The organism is Citrobacter meridianamericanus, assembly GCF_041320245.1.
In the GTDB taxonomy this organism is placed as follows: domain Bacteria; phylum Pseudomonadota; class Gammaproteobacteria; order Enterobacterales; family Enterobacteriaceae; genus Citrobacter; species Citrobacter meridianamericanus.
The window spans coordinates 4214772-4232721 of the sequence record NZ_CP101036.1; the positions used below are offsets into that span (position 1 = coordinate 4214772).

At 48.9% G+C, this 17950-nt stretch carries 14 protein-coding genes, 1 tRNA gene and 1 pseudogene; 12 read left to right on the forward strand and 4 right to left on the reverse strand.

Going from position 1 to position 17950, the window contains the following annotated elements:
• Positions 1-6: 6 nt before the first annotated feature.
• The 3 genes from mtnA to NMD08_RS20615 all read right to left on the reverse strand — a co-directional run bounded on the left by mtnA (position 7) and on the right by NMD08_RS20615 (position 3630).
• Positions 7-1116, reverse strand: coding sequence for an S-methyl-5-thioribose-1-phosphate isomerase (mtnA, locus tag NMD08_RS20605; RefSeq protein WP_187259313.1), 1110 nt, complete (start codon positions 1114-1116; stop codon positions 7-9).
• A gap of 9 nt (positions 1117-1125) precedes the next feature.
• Complete coding sequence (mtnK, locus tag NMD08_RS20610; protein WP_370607725.1) at positions 1126-2385, reverse strand: S-methyl-5-thioribose kinase; 1260 nt, start codon at positions 2383-2385, stop codon at positions 1126-1128.
• Between the two features lie 1092 nt (positions 2386-3477).
• Positions 3478-3630 (reverse strand): DNA adenine methylase, encoded by a 153-nt coding sequence (locus NMD08_RS20615; RefSeq protein ID WP_151218768.1) that lies wholly within the window; start codon positions 3628-3630, stop codon positions 3478-3480.
• 557 nt (positions 3631-4187) lie between these two features.
• Between NMD08_RS20615 and NMD08_RS20620 the strand changes: the two genes are divergently transcribed.
• The 9 genes from NMD08_RS20620 to NMD08_RS20660 all read left to right on the forward strand — a co-directional run bounded on the left by NMD08_RS20620 (position 4188) and on the right by NMD08_RS20660 (position 12940).
• The gene (locus NMD08_RS20620) at positions 4188-4937 is read left to right on the forward strand and encodes a hypothetical protein (protein WP_187259311.1); all 750 of its coding nucleotides are present in this window, start codon (positions 4188-4190) and stop codon (positions 4935-4937) included.
• Between the two features lie 23 nt (positions 4938-4960).
• Entirely contained in the window at positions 4961-5281 is a 321-nt protein-coding gene (locus NMD08_RS20625; protein ID WP_151218502.1) for a PapB/FocB family fimbrial expression transcriptional regulator, read from the forward strand.
• Between the two features lie 484 nt (positions 5282-5765).
• Positions 5766-6317, forward strand: a complete 552-nt coding sequence (locus NMD08_RS20630; RefSeq protein ID WP_151218501.1) for a fimbrial protein PefA — start codon at positions 5766-5768, stop codon at positions 6315-6317.
• Between the two features lie 124 nt (positions 6318-6441).
• Complete coding sequence (gene pefC / locus NMD08_RS20635; protein WP_370607727.1) at positions 6442-8928, forward strand: PefC/AfrB family outer membrane usher protein; 2487 nt, start codon at positions 6442-6444, stop codon at positions 8926-8928.
• A complete protein-coding gene (locus NMD08_RS20640; RefSeq protein ID WP_370618926.1) occupies positions 8921-9622 on the forward strand; it encodes a fimbrial chaperone in 702 nt (233 codons plus the stop codon). The genes pefC and NMD08_RS20640 overlap by 8 nt, the downstream gene beginning before the upstream one ends.
• Positions 9609-10142 carry a fimbrial protein gene (locus tag NMD08_RS20645; RefSeq protein ID WP_370618928.1) on the forward strand — a complete coding sequence of 178 codons (534 nt, stop codon included), beginning with the start codon at positions 9609-9611 and terminating at the stop codon, positions 10140-10142. Before NMD08_RS20640 ends, NMD08_RS20645 begins: the two co-directional genes overlap by 14 nt.
• Before the next feature lie 464 nt (positions 10143-10606).
• The gene (locus NMD08_RS20650) at positions 10607-11239 is read left to right on the forward strand and encodes a hypothetical protein (RefSeq protein WP_210904672.1); all 633 of its coding nucleotides are present in this window, start codon (positions 10607-10609) and stop codon (positions 11237-11239) included.
• 91 nt (positions 11240-11330) lie between these two features.
• The gene (locus NMD08_RS20655) at positions 11331-11888 is read left to right on the forward strand and encodes a hypothetical protein (protein ID WP_279574309.1); all 558 of its coding nucleotides are present in this window, start codon (positions 11331-11333) and stop codon (positions 11886-11888) included.
• A gap of 14 nt (positions 11889-11902) precedes the next feature.
• Positions 11903-12940, forward strand: coding sequence for a hypothetical protein (locus NMD08_RS20660; protein WP_370618930.1), 1038 nt, complete (start codon positions 11903-11905; stop codon positions 12938-12940).
• A 506-nt stretch (positions 12941-13446) separates the two neighbouring features.
• Here the strand turns inward: NMD08_RS20660 and NMD08_RS20665 are convergent.
• Positions 13447-14370 carry a cation diffusion facilitator family transporter gene (locus tag NMD08_RS20665; RefSeq protein ID WP_187259305.1) on the reverse strand — a complete coding sequence of 308 codons (924 nt, stop codon included), beginning with the start codon at positions 14368-14370 and terminating at the stop codon, positions 13447-13449.
• A 420-nt stretch (positions 14371-14790) separates the two neighbouring features.
• Here NMD08_RS20665 and NMD08_RS20670 point away from each other — a divergent pair.
• From NMD08_RS20670 to NMD08_RS20680, 3 genes and pseudogenes are all read left to right on the forward strand, one after another.
• Positions 14791-15930 (forward strand): annotated as a pseudogene (locus NMD08_RS20670) (glycosyltransferase family 2 protein); the annotation flags it as partial.
• Between the two features lie 244 nt (positions 15931-16174).
• Positions 16175-16250: transfer RNA gene (locus tag NMD08_RS20675), tRNA-Thr, on the forward strand.
• Positions 16251-16413: 163 nt separating this feature from the next.
• A complete protein-coding gene (locus NMD08_RS20680) occupies positions 16414-17628 on the forward strand; it encodes a tyrosine-type recombinase/integrase (protein ID WP_370618932.1) in 1215 nt (404 codons plus the stop codon).
• Positions 17629-17950: the final 322 nt, after the last annotated feature.

Genomic DNA, 17950 nt, shown 5'->3' on the forward strand with positions numbered 1-17950 from the left:
TTAATGCTACTCGTCCTGGAGTGCTTTACTCTTCAGGTCAGCAAACATCCCCGCCAGCGCAGACTCACTGGCGGCACAGACTCCCCGTTCAGTAATGAGGCCGGTGATATACCTGGCAGGCGTGACGTCGAAAGCATAGTTTCCACAACGTGTTCCTTCAGGAGCGGTATTCACCCAGCTCAACTCTCCATGAGGATTTATCCCGTAGACATGGGACTGTTCCTTTCCGTCACGTTGTTCAATCGGAATGGTTTTTCCGTCCTCGATAGTCCAGTCAATAGTGGGAGAAGGTAACGCGACGTAGAAGGGAACATGGTTATCATGGGCCGCCAGCGCTTTAAGATAGGTGCCTATTTTATTACAGACATCCCCTCTGGCCGTGGTGCGATCGGTCCCCACAATGCAGAGATCAACGTCACCGTGTTGCATCAGGTGGCCACCCGCGTTGTCGGAGATCAGGGTGTGAGGAATACCGTGTGAGCCCAGTTCAAATGCCGTGAGTCCGCCCTGATTACGTGGCCGCGTTTCATCCACCCAGACGTGAACAGGGATTCCGTTTTCATGCGCTTTATAGATGGGAGAAAGCGCTGTTCCCCAGTCTACAGTCGCCAACCATCCTGCGTTGCAGTGCGTCAGGATATTTACCACTCTCCCGGCCGGTTTTTTCTGGGCTATATCGCGAATGAGTTCTGCGCCATGTAATCCAATTTGTTCACATAACGCGACATCTTCTTCGGCAATTTCTGCCGCCAGCGCCCAGGCCGCATTCTTGCGCTCAGATACACAGAGAACCTTCAATGTAGCTATCATCCTGTCGAGAGCCCATTTGAGGTTAATTGCAGTTGGTCGGGTTTTGATAAGAAGGTCATAGTAACGCTGCAGACCCACGTCACTGGCGTCGTGGTTCATTCCCAGTGCAATACCATATGCCGCAACAACACCAATAAGTGGAGCGCCCCGAACCCACATTTCCTGAATAGCCGCTGCGGCCATCTCCGCAGAGGTAAGCGCCACCACCTCAAACTTAAAAGGCAACTTAGTCTGATCGATGATTTCAACCGCCTTTCCATCCCCGGAAACCCAGACCGTACGGTAGTGTTTACCTTTAATATTCATAATGACCTCTTATTTAACCTTTGCAGACTGGATGACGGAATCCATATTTTTAAAGTGGCGGGCATTGACGATAAGATCGCGTGCCATGGTCAAAGCGCGTCGTTCACATTCTGCGCGAAGCTCTTTATTTTCAATCAGTTTCAGCTCAGCAACGCCAGCAAAACCAATAATTCGGCGATTTATCTCCATGCCGGCGTTCACCAGGGAATCTTCAAGCAGCGTGGCAAAAAACTGATCCTGTGCGTCCTTCAGTGCGGCCCTGTTCTGTTGATACATTTCTGTCGGCCATGCGTCCCCCTGTGTTTTGTTGTCCCACAGCTGGCGGAACTTCCGGGTGAAAACGGACCAGGTCTCAACAATCTGTTGAAGCAGCCATTCCTGATAGGCAATGCGACGTTGTTCATTCACATCCCACCCAGGGCGTGAGAAGAAAGCCATCAGAAGGTTGCCGATATAGTTGCCGATATCAAATGCCATTGGCCCCATGAAACCAAATTCTGGATCAATCACTTTTGTATCCGTATCGGTCACCATGATTGACCCTGAATGAAGGTCACCATGTAACAATGCCTGTGCCTCTGTCATAAATTTGTACTTATAACGCATGGCAACCTGGATCATCTCTACATCAGCCCAGGCCTTATGGACGGCATCGTCCAGCTCAGGAGAAGTCCAGTTATTCCGTTCAGCGTTGTAATAGGGCTCTGTGAAGATCAGATCTTCCGTAATTTTGCACAGCTCATGATTCAACGCGAACTCGGCGGTAAGTGCTTTTTTCTGATCGGCCGGCATGCCAATGTCAGAGGTACTGAAGAGAGTTTGGGCTAAAAACGTCCCGATATCCTCAGCAAGATTAGGGAATTTTTTGCCGTTAATCAGCTCCTTACGCAATATTACGTGAGGTGTCAGATACTCCATGGCAAACAGTGCCATCTCCGGGTCATAAAAATAGACCTGCGGTGTCAGTTTGTGACCTGCGTACTTTGCTTCCTGGCATAAGACGTTGTACTCAAAGCCTGCTCGGCTAAGAGATAAGGGCCACCCTTCGCCTCCTGCACGAAGCCAGGGCAAAGCTTGTTTTACAATGATGGTTTTATGCGTCCCTTCAACGATAAACACCATGTTCAGGTTTCCGTCCCCCACTTCTGAAACTTTCCACTCTTCAGGTAAACCTCCCGGTTCGCATGAAGGGGTCAGTCTGGATGAGAGATAACCCGGCAGCGTGTCACATGTCAGCGGCTTGTAACCTGATGGAATCGAATCCGTCATAACAGTTCTCCTTGTCTACACAGAATGATAATCAACTTGTCATATGACAACTATACATTATCAAATGTAAAAGCATTTGTGACGTATGTAGATTTTTTGAACTGGAGAAAATTAAAAATAATGTTGTATGGAGCCATGACTTTTACAAGGAACAGTAGAGACGATCTCCAATTTATTCTATATAATTCATTTGGTTATGTAGTAATAAATAGTATTAAAATGGGAGTATTGCAGGCAATCTTAGGCGAAAGGAAGTATTGAAGTAACAGAATAAATTGCACTTATTTTTATACACATGTATTTTTTGATTGCCTTTTGTTTTGTTAATTCTTGGTATTTGTCATGCCGATGCTAATAGACAGATAGATTCGAGGGCCATCAGTCCCATCATCATGATGAAGCAACAGAGGTGAGTCTAACGTTCCCGCACTTCTTATCGATCGGCACTGACGATCAATATCGAGAAACTGATCTATCAAAACGATTATCTTTCATGCGCCAGGCCTGGTTATCCTTGTCTTATATTGCTCGCAGAAAAGCCTTTCATGACGGTTAGTTATCTGGCCGAGGCTTGCTGCGTCCATTTTCCATGTAACTCACATAATGAAGTCACCAAGGCGCAGAAAGATGAAGAGATGTGCACGTTGCAACAAAAAAAGAAGCGTTCTTGAGCGGTGGCTCTCTCTCGATAAAGAATTTTGCGACGAGTGCTTATTCGATATCGATGAGGAAATCAGGGAAAGAAGGATTATCCCAATCAGACACCGCAAAGATGACAAGGATGGGAAATCGTAGTCCGAAGAATAAAATCGTCAGTGAACTCCTTGAGCCTATTGAGATTATCGATGTTGATGGCGGTGAATCGACACAGTATCGGTAGTCAGCTTTTTAGCGGCAACTTCATCTCCTCGCTCACAGCTGCCCGTCATGCCAGCTCAAAAAACAGGTTTAGCGTAGGATATTTTCCGTTTTCCAAGTGGACCCCAAAAACATCCCTTCAGTTGCAGTCCGCAGCGTTACCTCAAATCCGGCATGGAAAAAAGTGACATGGCGCTATGCATCAACCAGGTCGGCATTACTGTCAGCCAGCACTTACTGCCGGTAGCGCGTGTTGAGAAACACAGATGCACTGCCGGCGAACGGTTCAATCAGACAGTCCACCTCTTTAGGTGAGGGAAGCGCGGATAACAGTATCTTCATGCTGCGGGTTTTAGAGTCGGCCCATTTCAGAAACGGCCTGATGATGCTGACGGGCTGCGGATGTCCGGCATTCTTTCTGTAGGTGTCAGTGAATACAGATTTCTCTTTAAAATGCTATCCGGAACCGATCGGGATCACAATAAGTCACTGCTTTGTGATAATGCCGACAATTAACGAAATTTACTAAGTCCTATATTTTTGTTCTCCTTTAAGCAATTGTCTTCATGACTGATTCATAAAATTCATCAATATGTTGATGTCACCTGTAACGGTTGGATTGCGCATGTTTTACCCAATTTCACGGTAACTACATGTAAAATTTGATTTTTACTCCATGAGTGAAATTACAGAATATATTTAATTACACGATTAATCATATTGTTTTTGTGTGGTTTTATAATTTTTATATAAATTTATTATTATCCTGAAAATTGAGATGTTATCTGTAAAGGAAGTCAATCAATGAAATATATTGATTAGTTTTCAAGATCTTATCGATCGATTTTATTGGTTGTTGTAATAACTATTAACGTCTTAGGATTAACCCCATAAAGCCGCACTTAAATTAGTATTATTAGCGTTGTCTCTGATGGAGTTTATTAATGCAGTATCAGAATCTTCAGGGTGAGGCTGGAGTGGTAATAGTTTATTCTCCCGATTTTATTATGAGGGGGGCTCTTGAGGGGCTCCAGAGAAAGACAAAAGAAAAAGAAACCTGTATGGCTGAAAATATCGGGGAGTTGTTTTCTTTTGTGACAGAAAAGAAAACACAGAGCGTTATTCTTGATATTAGCGCACATAACCATGCCTATTTATTATGTGCCATTCGCCGGCAGTTTCCGGCACTGCCGCTGATAATTACCCGTAAGCGTCATTTATTTTCGGATTACATCACGGCGGCATGGTTCGGGAATATCTGGCTCAGGGACTATGATGCCCTGATGGAAGAGCGACAGGACATGGCACCCACAGACTGTGTCAGTAATATCAGCCTGTCCGGTCCTGAAAGTACAGGAGCCTGCGGACAGTGTTGCACAGGCCGGACAGACGGGTCGCAGATTCTTCACCCCCTGCGGCTCTGGCTGGCTCACCGATTGCGAGGCCGGGTGTCTTCACGTAAAGCGGTCAGTGTGGCCCTGGAGTGGCTGGAGATGGGCGGGAGTGCCCGTGAAATGGGGGCCAGCATCGCCCGAACGGACAAACTGATTTATCACTACCGGTGGCAGATTATGCGGGAACTGGGGATAAGAAACACCGCGCTGGAATTTATCCCTTCCATCACTGTTAATGCGGGGCCGGTGCCTGAGGGGTGTTCATCCGAGTGTTTGATGCGGGCGTGCGCGGGAAACTGAATTATCAAACGGGAGGTACAAAGATGTGTATACAGCGACCACAGCAATCAAAATATTCTGCCTCCCGGTCCGGGAGGCACTTTATCCCCGGAACGCTGGAGCCTGGCCGGGTGAATATCTGCCATTTCCGGCTCCTGATTGCCATGGGCATAACAGGAAAAAAGAACATGCAGGACGCCCTGGAGGAGGTGCTGGTGAGGGGGTTGACACGGCGGGAGGCCTGTGAGCGTCACGGTGTGTCGCAGAGCCATTTCTCGGTAAAATACCGGCGACTGCAGATGGTGAATCAGACCGTGGTGAGAATGTACCCGTATATAGTGAGCGATATCCGAATGACAGAGTAATAGGTTTCTCTTTACTTCCGGGAGAGAATACGGCCTCTGCTTTTCTTATATTTTAATGACTGATTAAATCTATTTTTTGTTGTTCGGGCGGCGCCTCTATATATATTTATCTTTCGTAATGACGGAATTAACCACTTGTTATTTTCGTGCGGTAGCCATGGTCCGGCATGAGACTGATATTAATTTTATGTCTGTTATCTCTGTTCTGAACAGTTCCGTGAAATGAACAGTAAAATAACGAGCTGAATATAAAAGCAATCTGCGCTGAATAAGCCATATAAGTGCAGTATATAAACATGAGCAGCATATAAATATGACAGGCTGTATAAGGTCATCAAAATTGCTGCCGGGCTTAATTAAAACGCAGCATTCATCATTAACGCTGTCCGTCCGGGCGGTGTTAATGATGGTTTCTGCCATCAACGGAAAAATATTATCAGTGATAACAAATGCGCTTATTTTGGCGCAAAACAAGGAATATAAAATGAAAAAGCATTTACTGACTGTTTCTGCCCTGGCTCTGGCTGTGATGTCTGGCTCTGCACTGGCTGCAAACGGTGGGGATGTTCAGTTTATTGGTACTGTTACTGACACCACCTGTGACATCGTGCCTGAAGCCAACGGGGCGGTAAGCAACGTGGTTCAGCTGGGCAACGTGGCCACCTCCACTGCTGCAGCAGCGGCAGGTGACACATCCAACCAGGGGGCTGTCGTGAACTTTGCCCTGAAACCGAAAGCGGGAACCACCTGTAACCCTGCGGGTATGACCAACGCATCCTTTGCGTTTGCCGGCCCGCTGGAAGTAACCGGCCTGGCGCCGCAGAGTGGTGCTGCCACTGACGCTATGGTGAAACTGAGCGCGGTAAACGCCACGGGCGGTGCTCACGACATTAACAAGACCCAGAGCGTGTCTCAGGTAACCCTGACCGACCTGAATGACGCAGCCAAAGGTGCCCAGTTCAGCGCCCAGCTGATTGGTGGTGCTCAGGCGGGTGATTACAACTCTGCTGTGGCTTATGTAGTGGCTTACAACTAATCCCCACCGGATATAAATCAGGTCCTGCCCGCGCACAACGCCGTGCGCGCCCGGCAGGGCCTTTTACCGGTTTTCGCTGTTTTTTTGTCTTGTTCTTTCTTGTTTGCTCTGAAGGCAGGTCGGTGTGAATACAAAAACCTCCACAATAATAAAACAACCTGCGCTGTCACTTCTGGCACTGAGCATTTGTTCTTCCTTTGCGTCTGCCACGGAACTCAACACGGCATTCCTGCAGGGAACCACGGATGTCCCCTCAGTCCTGAAGGACGGTGTGAAATACCCTGCGGGTCAGTACTATGTCGATGTCTCGCTCAACGGCACCCGGACCGGGCGTTCGACGCTGGTTATCAGCCCGGAGGATGAGCAGGCAGGTCAGCTCTGCCTGAGCCCGGAGTGGCTGCAGAATGCAGGTATTTTCTTTAAGCCGCAGGCCTACCAGGACACCTTTGACAGCATCCGGGGCTGCTATCAGCCGGGGAAAAAGGACAGCACAAAAGTCAGTTACGACGCCGGCAGCCAGACGCTGGATTTTGGTATTCCCCAGGCCTGGCTGGCGGAAAAAAACGATGCCGCCCGCTGGGACTACGGCATTAACGGTCTGCGTCTGAAATATAACGGCAACTTTAACCAGAACGTGCAGACCCGGAATAATAATGGATACGGGGACGATACCCTCAATGCTTATGGCAGTTTCAATACCAGCCTGAATGTGGGGCGCTGGATTTTATCCAGTGACATGAATGCCACCCGCAATGCGTGGGGCAATGAATTCACCACCAACAACCTGACCCTGTCCACGGCCATCAGTCAGGTGAAGGGCGACCTGCTGATTGGCCGTTCGCAGACGCGGACTGAACTGTTCAGCGATTTCGGCTTCTACGGTGCTGCCCTGCGCTCCAACAACAATATGCGCACCTGGCAGACCCGGGGTTACGCCCCGGTGATTACCGGGGTGGCTTCCACCACCTCCCGCATCACGGTGACCCAGGGAGGCTATACCATCTATTCCCGGGTGGTGCCGTCCGGGCCGTATCGTCTGGATGACCTGAACTCCACCAGTAACGGGAATCTGGTGGTGACGGTGGAAGACGATGGTGGCCGTAAAACGGTGACCGAATACCCGGTAGCCACCCTGCCTTCCCTGCTGCGACCGGGTGACTATAACTATAACCTGGCCGTGGGACAGCGTAACGACACGAACCGGCTGAGCGATGCGTTCAGTTCCGGGAACGGTACTTTCGGGCTGGCCAGTCTGGACTGGGGGCTGTCATCCACCACGCTGAATATGGCCACCCTGCTGCACAGCGGGTATCAGGCTGCCGGCATCGGGCTGACGCAGTCCATGGGCATGTGGGGCGCGCTGGCGTTCAGTGTGAATGGCTCCCGGGCAGAATATGATGACGGCCCGCGTCGCCAGGGGGTGAGCGCCACGGTGAAGTATGCCAAAAGTTTCACCAGTAAAACCGACATCCAGCTGCTGACCTACCGTTACCAGAGTCCCGGGTATACCGAGTTTGCGAACTGGAACCCGAAGTACGGGTACGGGCGCAAGATATATGACCCGGACGGCCTGGGGCTCAATGACCACTACATCTGGTTTGATGGACGGGAGAAGGCCCGCTATGAAGCCCGTCTGTCCCACCGGCTGGACAGAGTGTATCTCAGCGGGTCGTTCTGGCAGCAGTCCTACTGGAACCGGGACAGGGATGCCATCGGGGCGTCTTTGTCCGCCAGCACCACGATTCTGGACGGCGTCTCGCTGTACCTCAGCGGCAACTATTCCCGCAGCGCCTGGTCCACGTCGGATGAATATTCCGGCTCGCTGGGGGTCAGTATTCCGTTCACCCTGGGCGGGGTGCGCCATTACAGCAGTAACTCGGTGGGCTACAACCGCTACAGCGGCACGTCATTCAATACCAGCACATCAGCGACCCTGAACGAGCGTCTGAACTACAGCGTCAATGCCGGGACGGATGAACGCAGCAACAATACAGCCGGGGCGTCGGTCAGCTATGCCTTTGACCGGGTACAGACCAACCTGGCGGTGTCAAAAAGCCGCGAGACCACCACGTTGTCCGGCAACCTTTCCGGGTCGGCGATTGCCACGGCACAGACCGGGCTGCTGCTGACCAAAGAGGCATCCGATACCGTGGCGGTGGTGCGGATTAAGGACACCCCGGGGGTGACCTTTAACGGCTCCCTGCCGACCAACAGCAGCGGCAGCACGGTACTGTACCTGACCGGGTATAACCCGACAACCATCAGCATCAATCCGGAAAACGTTCCGGACAGCGCCGAGCTGCTTAACACCTCGTATGACGTGGTGCCGACAGAGAAAGCAATTATTTACCGGGAGTTTGGCTTCCAGAACGTACTGCGTTACATCGTGCGCGTACGGGATGCGCAGGGCAACACGCTCACCGGAGGAAGTGCCACCACGGAGCAGGGTCTGGATGCCGGTTTTATCACCCGCAACGGTGTGCTGCTGATGAACCTGCTGTCCATCCCGAAAACCATTACCGTCAGCCAGAGCAGCGGGAAACAGTGCCGCTTCAGCGCGGCAGGCTTAAAAGAAAATACCGGAACCGTTCAGGAGATTCGTTGTGAATAACAGAAAAAAAATGGTACTGCAGGCAGCGCTGGCAGTCGTACTGGGTACGACCCTGATCAGCTCCGCAATGGCGGCGTTCACCCTGAACGGGACGCGCTTTATCTATGACGAGGGGAAGAAGAGCATCTCCTTTGAGGTGAGCAGCAGTTCGCAGGAGACCTATGGGGGCCAGGTGTGGATTGATAATGTCTCTCAGAATAAAGCGGATGTGTTCATGGTGCCGTCCCCGCCTTTTTTCAGAGTGGCCCCGAAAGGCAGGCAGATAGTCCGCCTGATGAATGTGAATCCCGCCCTGCCATCTGACCGGGAATCCCTGTTCCGCCTCAACGTGCAGGAAATCCCGCCGAAGCCGAAGGAGACGGACGGGAGTGTGATAGCGATAGCCATGAACACCCAGGTGAAGCTGATTTACCGGCCGAAGGCTCTGGTGGAGGGCAGAAAGGATGCGGAGAAACAGCTGACGCTGGTGAACCGGGACGGCAGCGTATGGATAAAGAATCCGACGCCCTATTACTTTGCGGTGACGAAGGTGAAAAGCCAGGGGAAAGAGGTGGTGCTGAGCGGCGTTGCCCAGCGGGCGTTGGCGCAGCTGGCACCGTATTCAGAAGCCAGTACGGGACACAGCGGCCTGAGCGGGGTCAGCGTGGATGCACTCAACGACTGGGGCGGGGCGGTGAGTTATGACGTTAAATAAGGCCGTACTTCTGGCGCTGTCCTCCTCACTGGCGCTTCTGATAGCCGGTCTGCATCCAGTGCGGGCGGCGACGACGGCCACGGCGACAGTGACAATAAAGGCGACCTTCACGGTACCTCCCTGCACGCTGACGGTGCCGGACAAGGTATTTCTTGGCAGTCTGCTGAACGGGACACAGACCCATTATCCAGTGAAGATAGATATCAGCTGCCCGACCCCGGTCTCCACGGTGATTTACGGTGAGCAGGTGGGGAGCGCGCTGGTCGCAGGGAGCAGTACACAAATGGCGATGACCATGACCGGTCCGGGAGGCAGCAGTGGCACGCCGGCGGCGTTCTGGTTGAGCGCGGGGAATAAGGACATCGACCTGACCGGTGGCGGGGCGACCGATGGGACACTGGGATTTTGTGCCGGGACGGACAACCGCAGCTGCACGGTGACGCCATCGACGCGGGTGATGCCAGACACGCCCCGGGGGCAGACCACGGCCACCGTACGGTTCAGCGTGATGTATCCATGATGGTGTTTCAAAAGGCTTTGGACAGGAAGGTAATGAAAAGGAATAAACAGATACGCTGCGCAGTACTGACGTTGCTGATTTTATCTTCTCCGTTTGCCCGGGCGGCATGGACATATGACTGTACCCTCAAAAATGGAGACATCAGTATAAGGGGGAGAACGTTTACTTTGCCGCCATCTGCCACTGGGACGTTGTGGATGGGTACAGTCACTCTCAATAAAAACCGCATCATCCGGACAAATGATTCACAGTCACCCGGACTTCCGGCTTACGCTAATGATGAAGTGATAAGAAATAACACCAGATATTCTTTTGTGAGGGCTTTTGTTAATCAGGAAGGAGGAGTGGCTTACATTGGCATTTGGTTTGATGCGGACAGGATGTCAACAGGAACAGGGCAGACTGTGCTTACAGCCTGCGTTTACAGCACACCCGGAACCCTCAGCTTTGGCAGCAAGTGTCCTGTGAATTATACCAATGATGTGATAGTTACCGAGACTACAGGTAATTCACAGATACTCAATACCCTGGTTTACAGCACGCTGGCACTGAATGGAGTGACCAGTAATAAGGCGACGCCTCTGGATTTTCCGGTAGCACCTCCGGATGAATTTCAGGACCACACTATCACCTGGACGCTCGGACCGGTGACTTATATCCAAGGTTATACCGGAAGTTTTTCCCTGCAGGGGGACCTGACAACCGAGTCAGCTCAGCCATGGCCCTCTGTCACCTGCACGCGAAAGGCTACGCCAGTGAAATTTATACTGACGCCGGATACCATTGATTTTGGCGATGTGCCGACAGGCAGTAGCCAGATACTTACCCGCCCACTCAGCTTCAGTATTGTGACTGCACCGGCCATTCTACCCTCCGCCACGCTGACTTTCAGCCATGCGGACTCAGATGATGGAAAACTGGTTCTGAATGGGGGGAGAGTCAGTTTTCAGCGGGTCAGTGACGGGATGTCTGCCAGACTCAACGAACCCCTTGCACTGACGGGAAAGAATATGGATTTCACTGTGTTTCTTGACGCATCCACAGCGCGTGCCGGACAGGCTGCAGCAAATGTGCTGGTCACGCTGACCCTGAACTGACAGAAGAATATTTTTATAATGAAAAGAAATAAATAAACACAGTGTTCTGTGTAAATGGCTAGTGTTCTGGGTGTCTATTTCTGAAATTAAAATGAGTAAAGTGGTCATGAAAATAAATTACTATAACCTCCTTTCCCTTTTTTTTACTGTGATGCCTTTATGCTCCAGTGCAGCTACTTCATCAGCCACAAAATTAATACCCATCACCGCTACTTTTGTTGCTCCACCCTGCAATGTAAGTTTCTCTGATGGCAGTAACACGCAGGAAGTTAACCTTGGTGATATTACTTTGGGGGAGAAAATACACGCGCCATTTTCCTTAAAAATTGAATGCAAATACAGCAGGGGATCCTCGATAAATGCTGGGGTGGTCACTGGTAGCTTGTCAGTGGATGACAAAAGATTAATTCAGATGCAGGATGAAACGACAGGTAACGTTACCCCAGCGTATCTTTCTCTTAAGGATAGTCAGTCATCTGCTATTGAGTTTAACACAATATCCGGAGCTGATACGGGTAAACCATTTTGCCCCGGTGATTCAACCAGAACCTGTATTATCACACCGGTAACAACGGTGAGGTCAGGAGCGGGAATTGTGGCCGGCACTAAACTCACAGCCGCTATCATATTTACAATAAATAATCCCTGATTGGATATGTCAGAATGAGCAAAAACAAATTATCTTTTATTATTTTCATAGCTACTGGAATTATCCCCTTCTATATCGAGGCTGTGTGCGGTGTCGTTGTCACAGCAGGACTTCCGGCAAACACTAGACAAGAAGTTACCGATTCCAGGTGGACTATCCCACCAGATATTGATTTATCCGTGCCGGGTTTAGTCTATGTATTAAATGCGGGAACTGTCGGACCGGTGTTTTCGAGCGTCAATAATAATCAACTCCCTTATTATTTAACTGGTTGGAAAAATATTCTCAGCCATGATGGTCCATTTACCATGTCGGTTAAGCAAACTGCCTGGGATGAGATAAATAACTATAGTCATGAGTCCGCCAGGTTAGAACCAATAGTTAAGATGACTGAGTATGGATATGAGAGTGTGGGCCTGGGAAATAACGTACCGGAAATTAAGGTGCCGATAGACTCAAGATTCTCAGGAAAAAAGATCGGATATGGTTATATCGTAGATACAACTATGACCGCAGGGCGTTACTTCGGGATTGAGGATGGAATGTGCCATCCCTCAGTCCCTGTCGGGACTTCGTATACCTTTCAAGTGTATCTGAGTGACAGAAACCAGGGCGGACATCCGCCGCCTCAGATACGGGATGCTGACGGAAATATATTATGGACCGCTCCGTGGGGTACATATTCTGCTGGCATTGCCGTTGGTACAGTAAATTACACTGAAATAGCTGATGTTTCTGTTGAAATATCTCCTGCAAGTCTTGCTTTTGGTCAAGTATTGTTTGATGAGGTTAAGTCCCTTCCTGTTACCATAACGACAAAAAGTAATGTGCTCAATACAAAAATAAACCTTGAGTATGAGTTTACTGATGACGTGGGGGAGGCGAATTTAAAAATAAATGCAACTGGCATTGATGGCTTATCCGACACGATAACTTCGCCAGGAGTCAAAAACTCACCGGTGACACTGATGCGAAATATATCAATTACGAATAAAAACACTACGGCAGGACCGTATAGTGGATATTTAAGAGTTACCTCAATGATTCCATGATGCTATTTAATAGGAATTTTAAATTCAGATGATTATACTATGGTATAACGAACATCGTATCAAGTTATCGCTGGGAGCACTCAGCCAGGAAATGTACCGACGACAACTCAGCATCGCGCAATAAAATCGTCCATGAAAACATCCGCATCCTCGAGATGGACATCTCAACTGGGCAGGACTATTCCTGCCCCCCCCTGTGCTGTATGTTATCCCAGATTTGTGGGAACGGGTCTGATGCTTGCCGAAATGACAGGCTGGTGCGGGATGGCAAAACTACTCGCCGTTATGTCATGGCACAGGTCGCATGAATAATTTCCGGTTCAGGAAAGAGCGCAATTCAGATGTACCTGTAGTGCAGGACAGACTTTCTCTGAGTATGGCGTCCGCCAACCTGTTGCTGACGGACATCCGGCGCGGTCATGAAAAATAGCGTAGTCAGATCACTCTATATTTTAAGATGTCATCTTGACTACGTGTTTATGGAGGAAACAATAAGCCTGGAATAATTAACAAACGGGCAATCCATTTCCCTGATAAGGGTCTGTGTGGATCATGACATCCAGCACATTTTTATTTTCCAGCACTGCCTGGCGTACTGCTCTGGCAATATTGTGCCCTTCACTGACAGAAAGCCCTCCATCAACTTCAATATGTGCATCTACCAGTATGAGATCGCCCGTTTTTCGTGTTTTCAGATCGTGTACTCCGAGGACGTCAGAGACAGCGAGAATAGTTGCTTTAATTGCGGTTTCCATCTCCGTGCTTGCTGAACGATCCATCAGGTCATGAAGTGCACTGGCGGCAAAAGTGTAGCCCATACGGGCAATCAGAACACCAACCACCATTGCTGCTACCGGATCAACCCATGGAAAACCAAGTAAATTGCCGACAATCCCGACAGACACGACTACTGATGATGCGGCATCAGATCGTGCATGCCAGGCGTTAGCAATGAGCAGAGACGACTGAATGCGTGTCGCGACAGCCAGCATATAGCGGAATAGCAGTTCCTTAGTTACCAGCGCGAACAGTGCTACCCACAACGCAATAATATGCACCTCTGAAATGGCTTCAGGGTGCCACAGCTTGCCGCTTGCGGACCAAATCATAATGGATCCGACAAGGAACAGGATTGCGCCAATAATCAACGAAGCCCCATTTTCATAGCGTCCATGACCATAATGGTGATCTTCGTCAGAAGGTTTGCGACTTTTTTTATTGGCAATCAAAACGACAAAATCCGAAACCAAATCAGAAAACGAATGTATACCGTCAGCGATTAGCCCCTGTGATCCAGAAAATATTCCCAGCAAAATCTGAGCGCAGGATAAGAATATATTAACAACCACACTCACCATCGTACTTTTTTTCGCCATCAAAGAACGATTATGATATTCGTTATCATTGCATTTATTTTCATTGAGCCCCATAAATCCTCATTAGTACCCCAATAGTTCAAGATAGTGAGGATAATATAATCCAGACTAAAAAATGTTAAACAGGGAATCAACCAGACTTGGTTAATTCATTCTAAAAGGTGAAAATGAAACACATTTAGAAAAAGCCCACAGAAATTATTAGCGAAACCCTATTCTCAGGCACGGAATGCTGCTTTCACCCTAAGAATGAGTAGATAAAAATATAACCCCAGGATCTGTGACTGATGTGGGCCTATTTGTAAAAAATTAATTTCATTATACCAAGCTTCTTTTACCTGTTCACTGACCGGGTACATAGCGTAAGCCACGCCAGAATAGCGATCAGTAAAATGTGTCAACTCGAATGTATCAATAAAGCTAAAATGCCGTAAAATAAGAATAGTGAGAATAATGACAATATCAACAATATATAATGTTGGTTTTAAGGCCGATAACCTACGCAACGGTATGGAGCACACCTACGGCGATTTTATCGTCATATGCGATGCAGACACTCGCGTTTTCTCCACCATCCTAACCAATACCTTGGGTTATTTTCGCGCCCCGGCCGTCGCCTGGATTCAGACTCCCCAGTGGTTTTATGATCTCCCTGCCGGGAGGCGTCTGCCCAAAGTACTGCGAGAAAAGTTAGGCCGACCGGGCCACGCATTTGGCAGGTTTGTGGAAAAATTGGTGGGTCCGCACACCATTGGTCGTGACCCCTTTTTTAACGATCCGCAGATGTTTTACGCCGTCATGCTGCGGCGCAGAAACTGGGCTAATGCCGCATTTTGCTGTGGAGCTGCGTCCATTCATCGCCGGGAAGCCATCATGAAAAGTGCGTTACGTCATTATGCTCATACAGTGGAATCGGAAATCGCGCGTTACACCGGTGAGGTACCGGACTGTGCGTTGCGGGAAGAGTTACGCCAGGCCATGAAAATGCATGTGGCTTATGACACTGAGCTAACCCCCTATAAATTCCATGTCTCTGAAGATATCTATACCTCTATTCTGCTGCACGGGGATCGCGAACATCGCTGGCGCTCGGTCATGCATCCTGAAATTGAATCAAAAATATTATCGCCGCAGGATCTGTTGACCTGGATGATCCAGCGTTTTAAATATGCGGCAGGTTCCCTCGATATCCTCCTTCACGACACGATATTCAGGAATAGTAAGATTAAACTGAGCATTGCGCAGACGTTAATGTACGGTACTACCTTCTGGTCGTACCTTGCTTGCTTGTGGAATACCGTCTTTTTAATCTCGCCGCTGGTGTATCTTTTTACCGGGATCCCTCCTGTTTCGGCCTACTCCACGCCATTTTATCTCCACTTTTTACCCTTCTTTCTATTCTCCGAGCTAGCATTTATGTTCGGTATGTGGGGGATATCCGCATGGGATGGCAAATCGTCCTATCTTTCACTGTTCGCCATGAATCTTCGTGCATTGGTTACGGTTCTTCGCGGTGAAAAAACAAAATTCCATGTCACGCCCAAAGAACGTCAGTCTGGTTGGGATACGGGTTGTACCGCTGTTTATGCTGGCGGTTGCCAGATTGCATATTGATTTTGAAGAGGAGCAACTGCGGATACATTTTGGGCTGGAATGGGAACACTATGAGCTGCGTGTTTGTCGCCGGTTATAGAATTACCCGACCGCGTACAAGCATTCCTGTGACGACACGATTCGTGCCTAATTGATACCGGATGATGCAAAAATAGGCGTTTGATTCGCAAGGCCATTGACGCGTCGCCCGGTTAGTTTTAACCTTCTACCCCGTGCTCACATTCGTGGACATGTCCTTTTCAGGGCCGATATAGCTCAGTTGGTAGAGCAGCGCATTCGTAATGCGAAGGTCGTAGGTTCGACTCCTATTATCGGCACCATTTCAAACTCTTCCCAAGTCTACCGAAATCAACTAAAAGCCCGTATACTGCGGTTTCTGGCCCGTATCTTATCTCCTGTTATCAACTGGACTCAACCGAAATCAAGTCGCAGTTGGGGGCATAAGTGGGGGCATTCTGTGTTCGGTCCAGGGAGATGCCCCCAATGAAGCTTAATGCACGACAGGTAGATGCTGCTAAACCCAGAGAGAAAGCCTATAAGCTAGCAGATGGTGCAGGCTTGTATCTCGAAGTTGTTCCTTCTGGTTCTCGATACTGGCGGATGAAATATCGCTTCAATGGAAAAGAGAAGCGTATGGCTTTTGGTGTCTATCCGGCAGTGTCCCTTGCACAAGCGAGGGCACTACGTGATGAAGCCAAGAAAAAGCTGGCCGAAGGTATCGATCCATCGTTTGCCAAGAAAGAAGAAAAGTTGGTTCGCGATGTGCAGCTCAATAATACGTTTCAGGCTGTGGCACTTGAATGGCACGGAACGAAGGTGAGCCGGTGGTCAGAAGGCTATGCCTCCGACATTATCGAAGCCTTCAATAAAGATATTTTCCCTTATATTGGCCAACTGCCGGTGAATGACATCAAGCCTTTGGTTCTGCTGAATGTGCTACGTCGAATGGAAAGCCGTGGCGCAACAGAGAAGGCCAAGAAGGTTCGCCAGCGCTGCAGCGAAGTTTTTCGTTATGCCATCGTTACCGGCCGCGCGGAATACAATCCTGCGGCAGATCTAACCAGCGCGATGTCAGGACATGAATCGAAGCATTATCCCTTCCTTACCGTTGAGGAGCTACCAGACTTCTTTAAAGCTCTCGCAGGCTATACAGGAAGCCCGTTAGTTGTTCTTGCCGCTCATCTGCTGATCCTTACGGGAGTTCGCACCGGTGAGCTTCGAGGTGCTTTCTGGAGTGAATTTGATCTTGAAAAAGCGGTGTGGGAAATCCCCGCAGAGCGTATGAAGATGAAACGGCCTCACCTTGTCCCCCTCTCTACCCAAACGCTGGAAATCGTACAGCAGCTCAAAGTGATGTCAGGGCAATATCCACTGGTGTTCCCAGGACGTAATGATCCCCGCAAGACGATGAGTGAAGCGAGTATTAATCAGGTGTTTAAGCGGATTGGATATACGGGGAAGGTAACGGGGCATGGTTTCCGTCACACGATGAGTACGATTTTGCACGAGGAAGGGTTCAATACCGCATGGATTGAAACCCAGCTTGCGCATGTTGATAAGAATGCGATTCGTGGGACGTATAACCATGCGTTGTATCTGGAAGGGCGAAGGGAGATGATGCAGTGGTATGCAAATCATATAGATAGATTGCTACATTATGAAGTTTACCGAAACATCAAGAGAAGTATGCAAACGTAATCTACCGCAGCTTGGTTTTTTAGTTTAGCATTCAATCTAATGCCATGACATAACAGAAATCTCACTATATGATCAGTTTAATCAATGAGTTAAATTATCAGGTGGGATATCTGTGAGAATATTATATCTTTGCAATAAAGCAATGAAAAGTAAAAATATGAGTGATATCAATTTATTACCAAAATAAAGTGCATTTAGTGAGCTAACTACGTTACTATCGGTGTCATTAGGTTTTTGCTCGTTTCATATACTTTAAAATCTAAGGCTTTTTAATCTCTTCAAACAAGGCCTTTCATTAGGAATATGAAATGTATTAGATTCT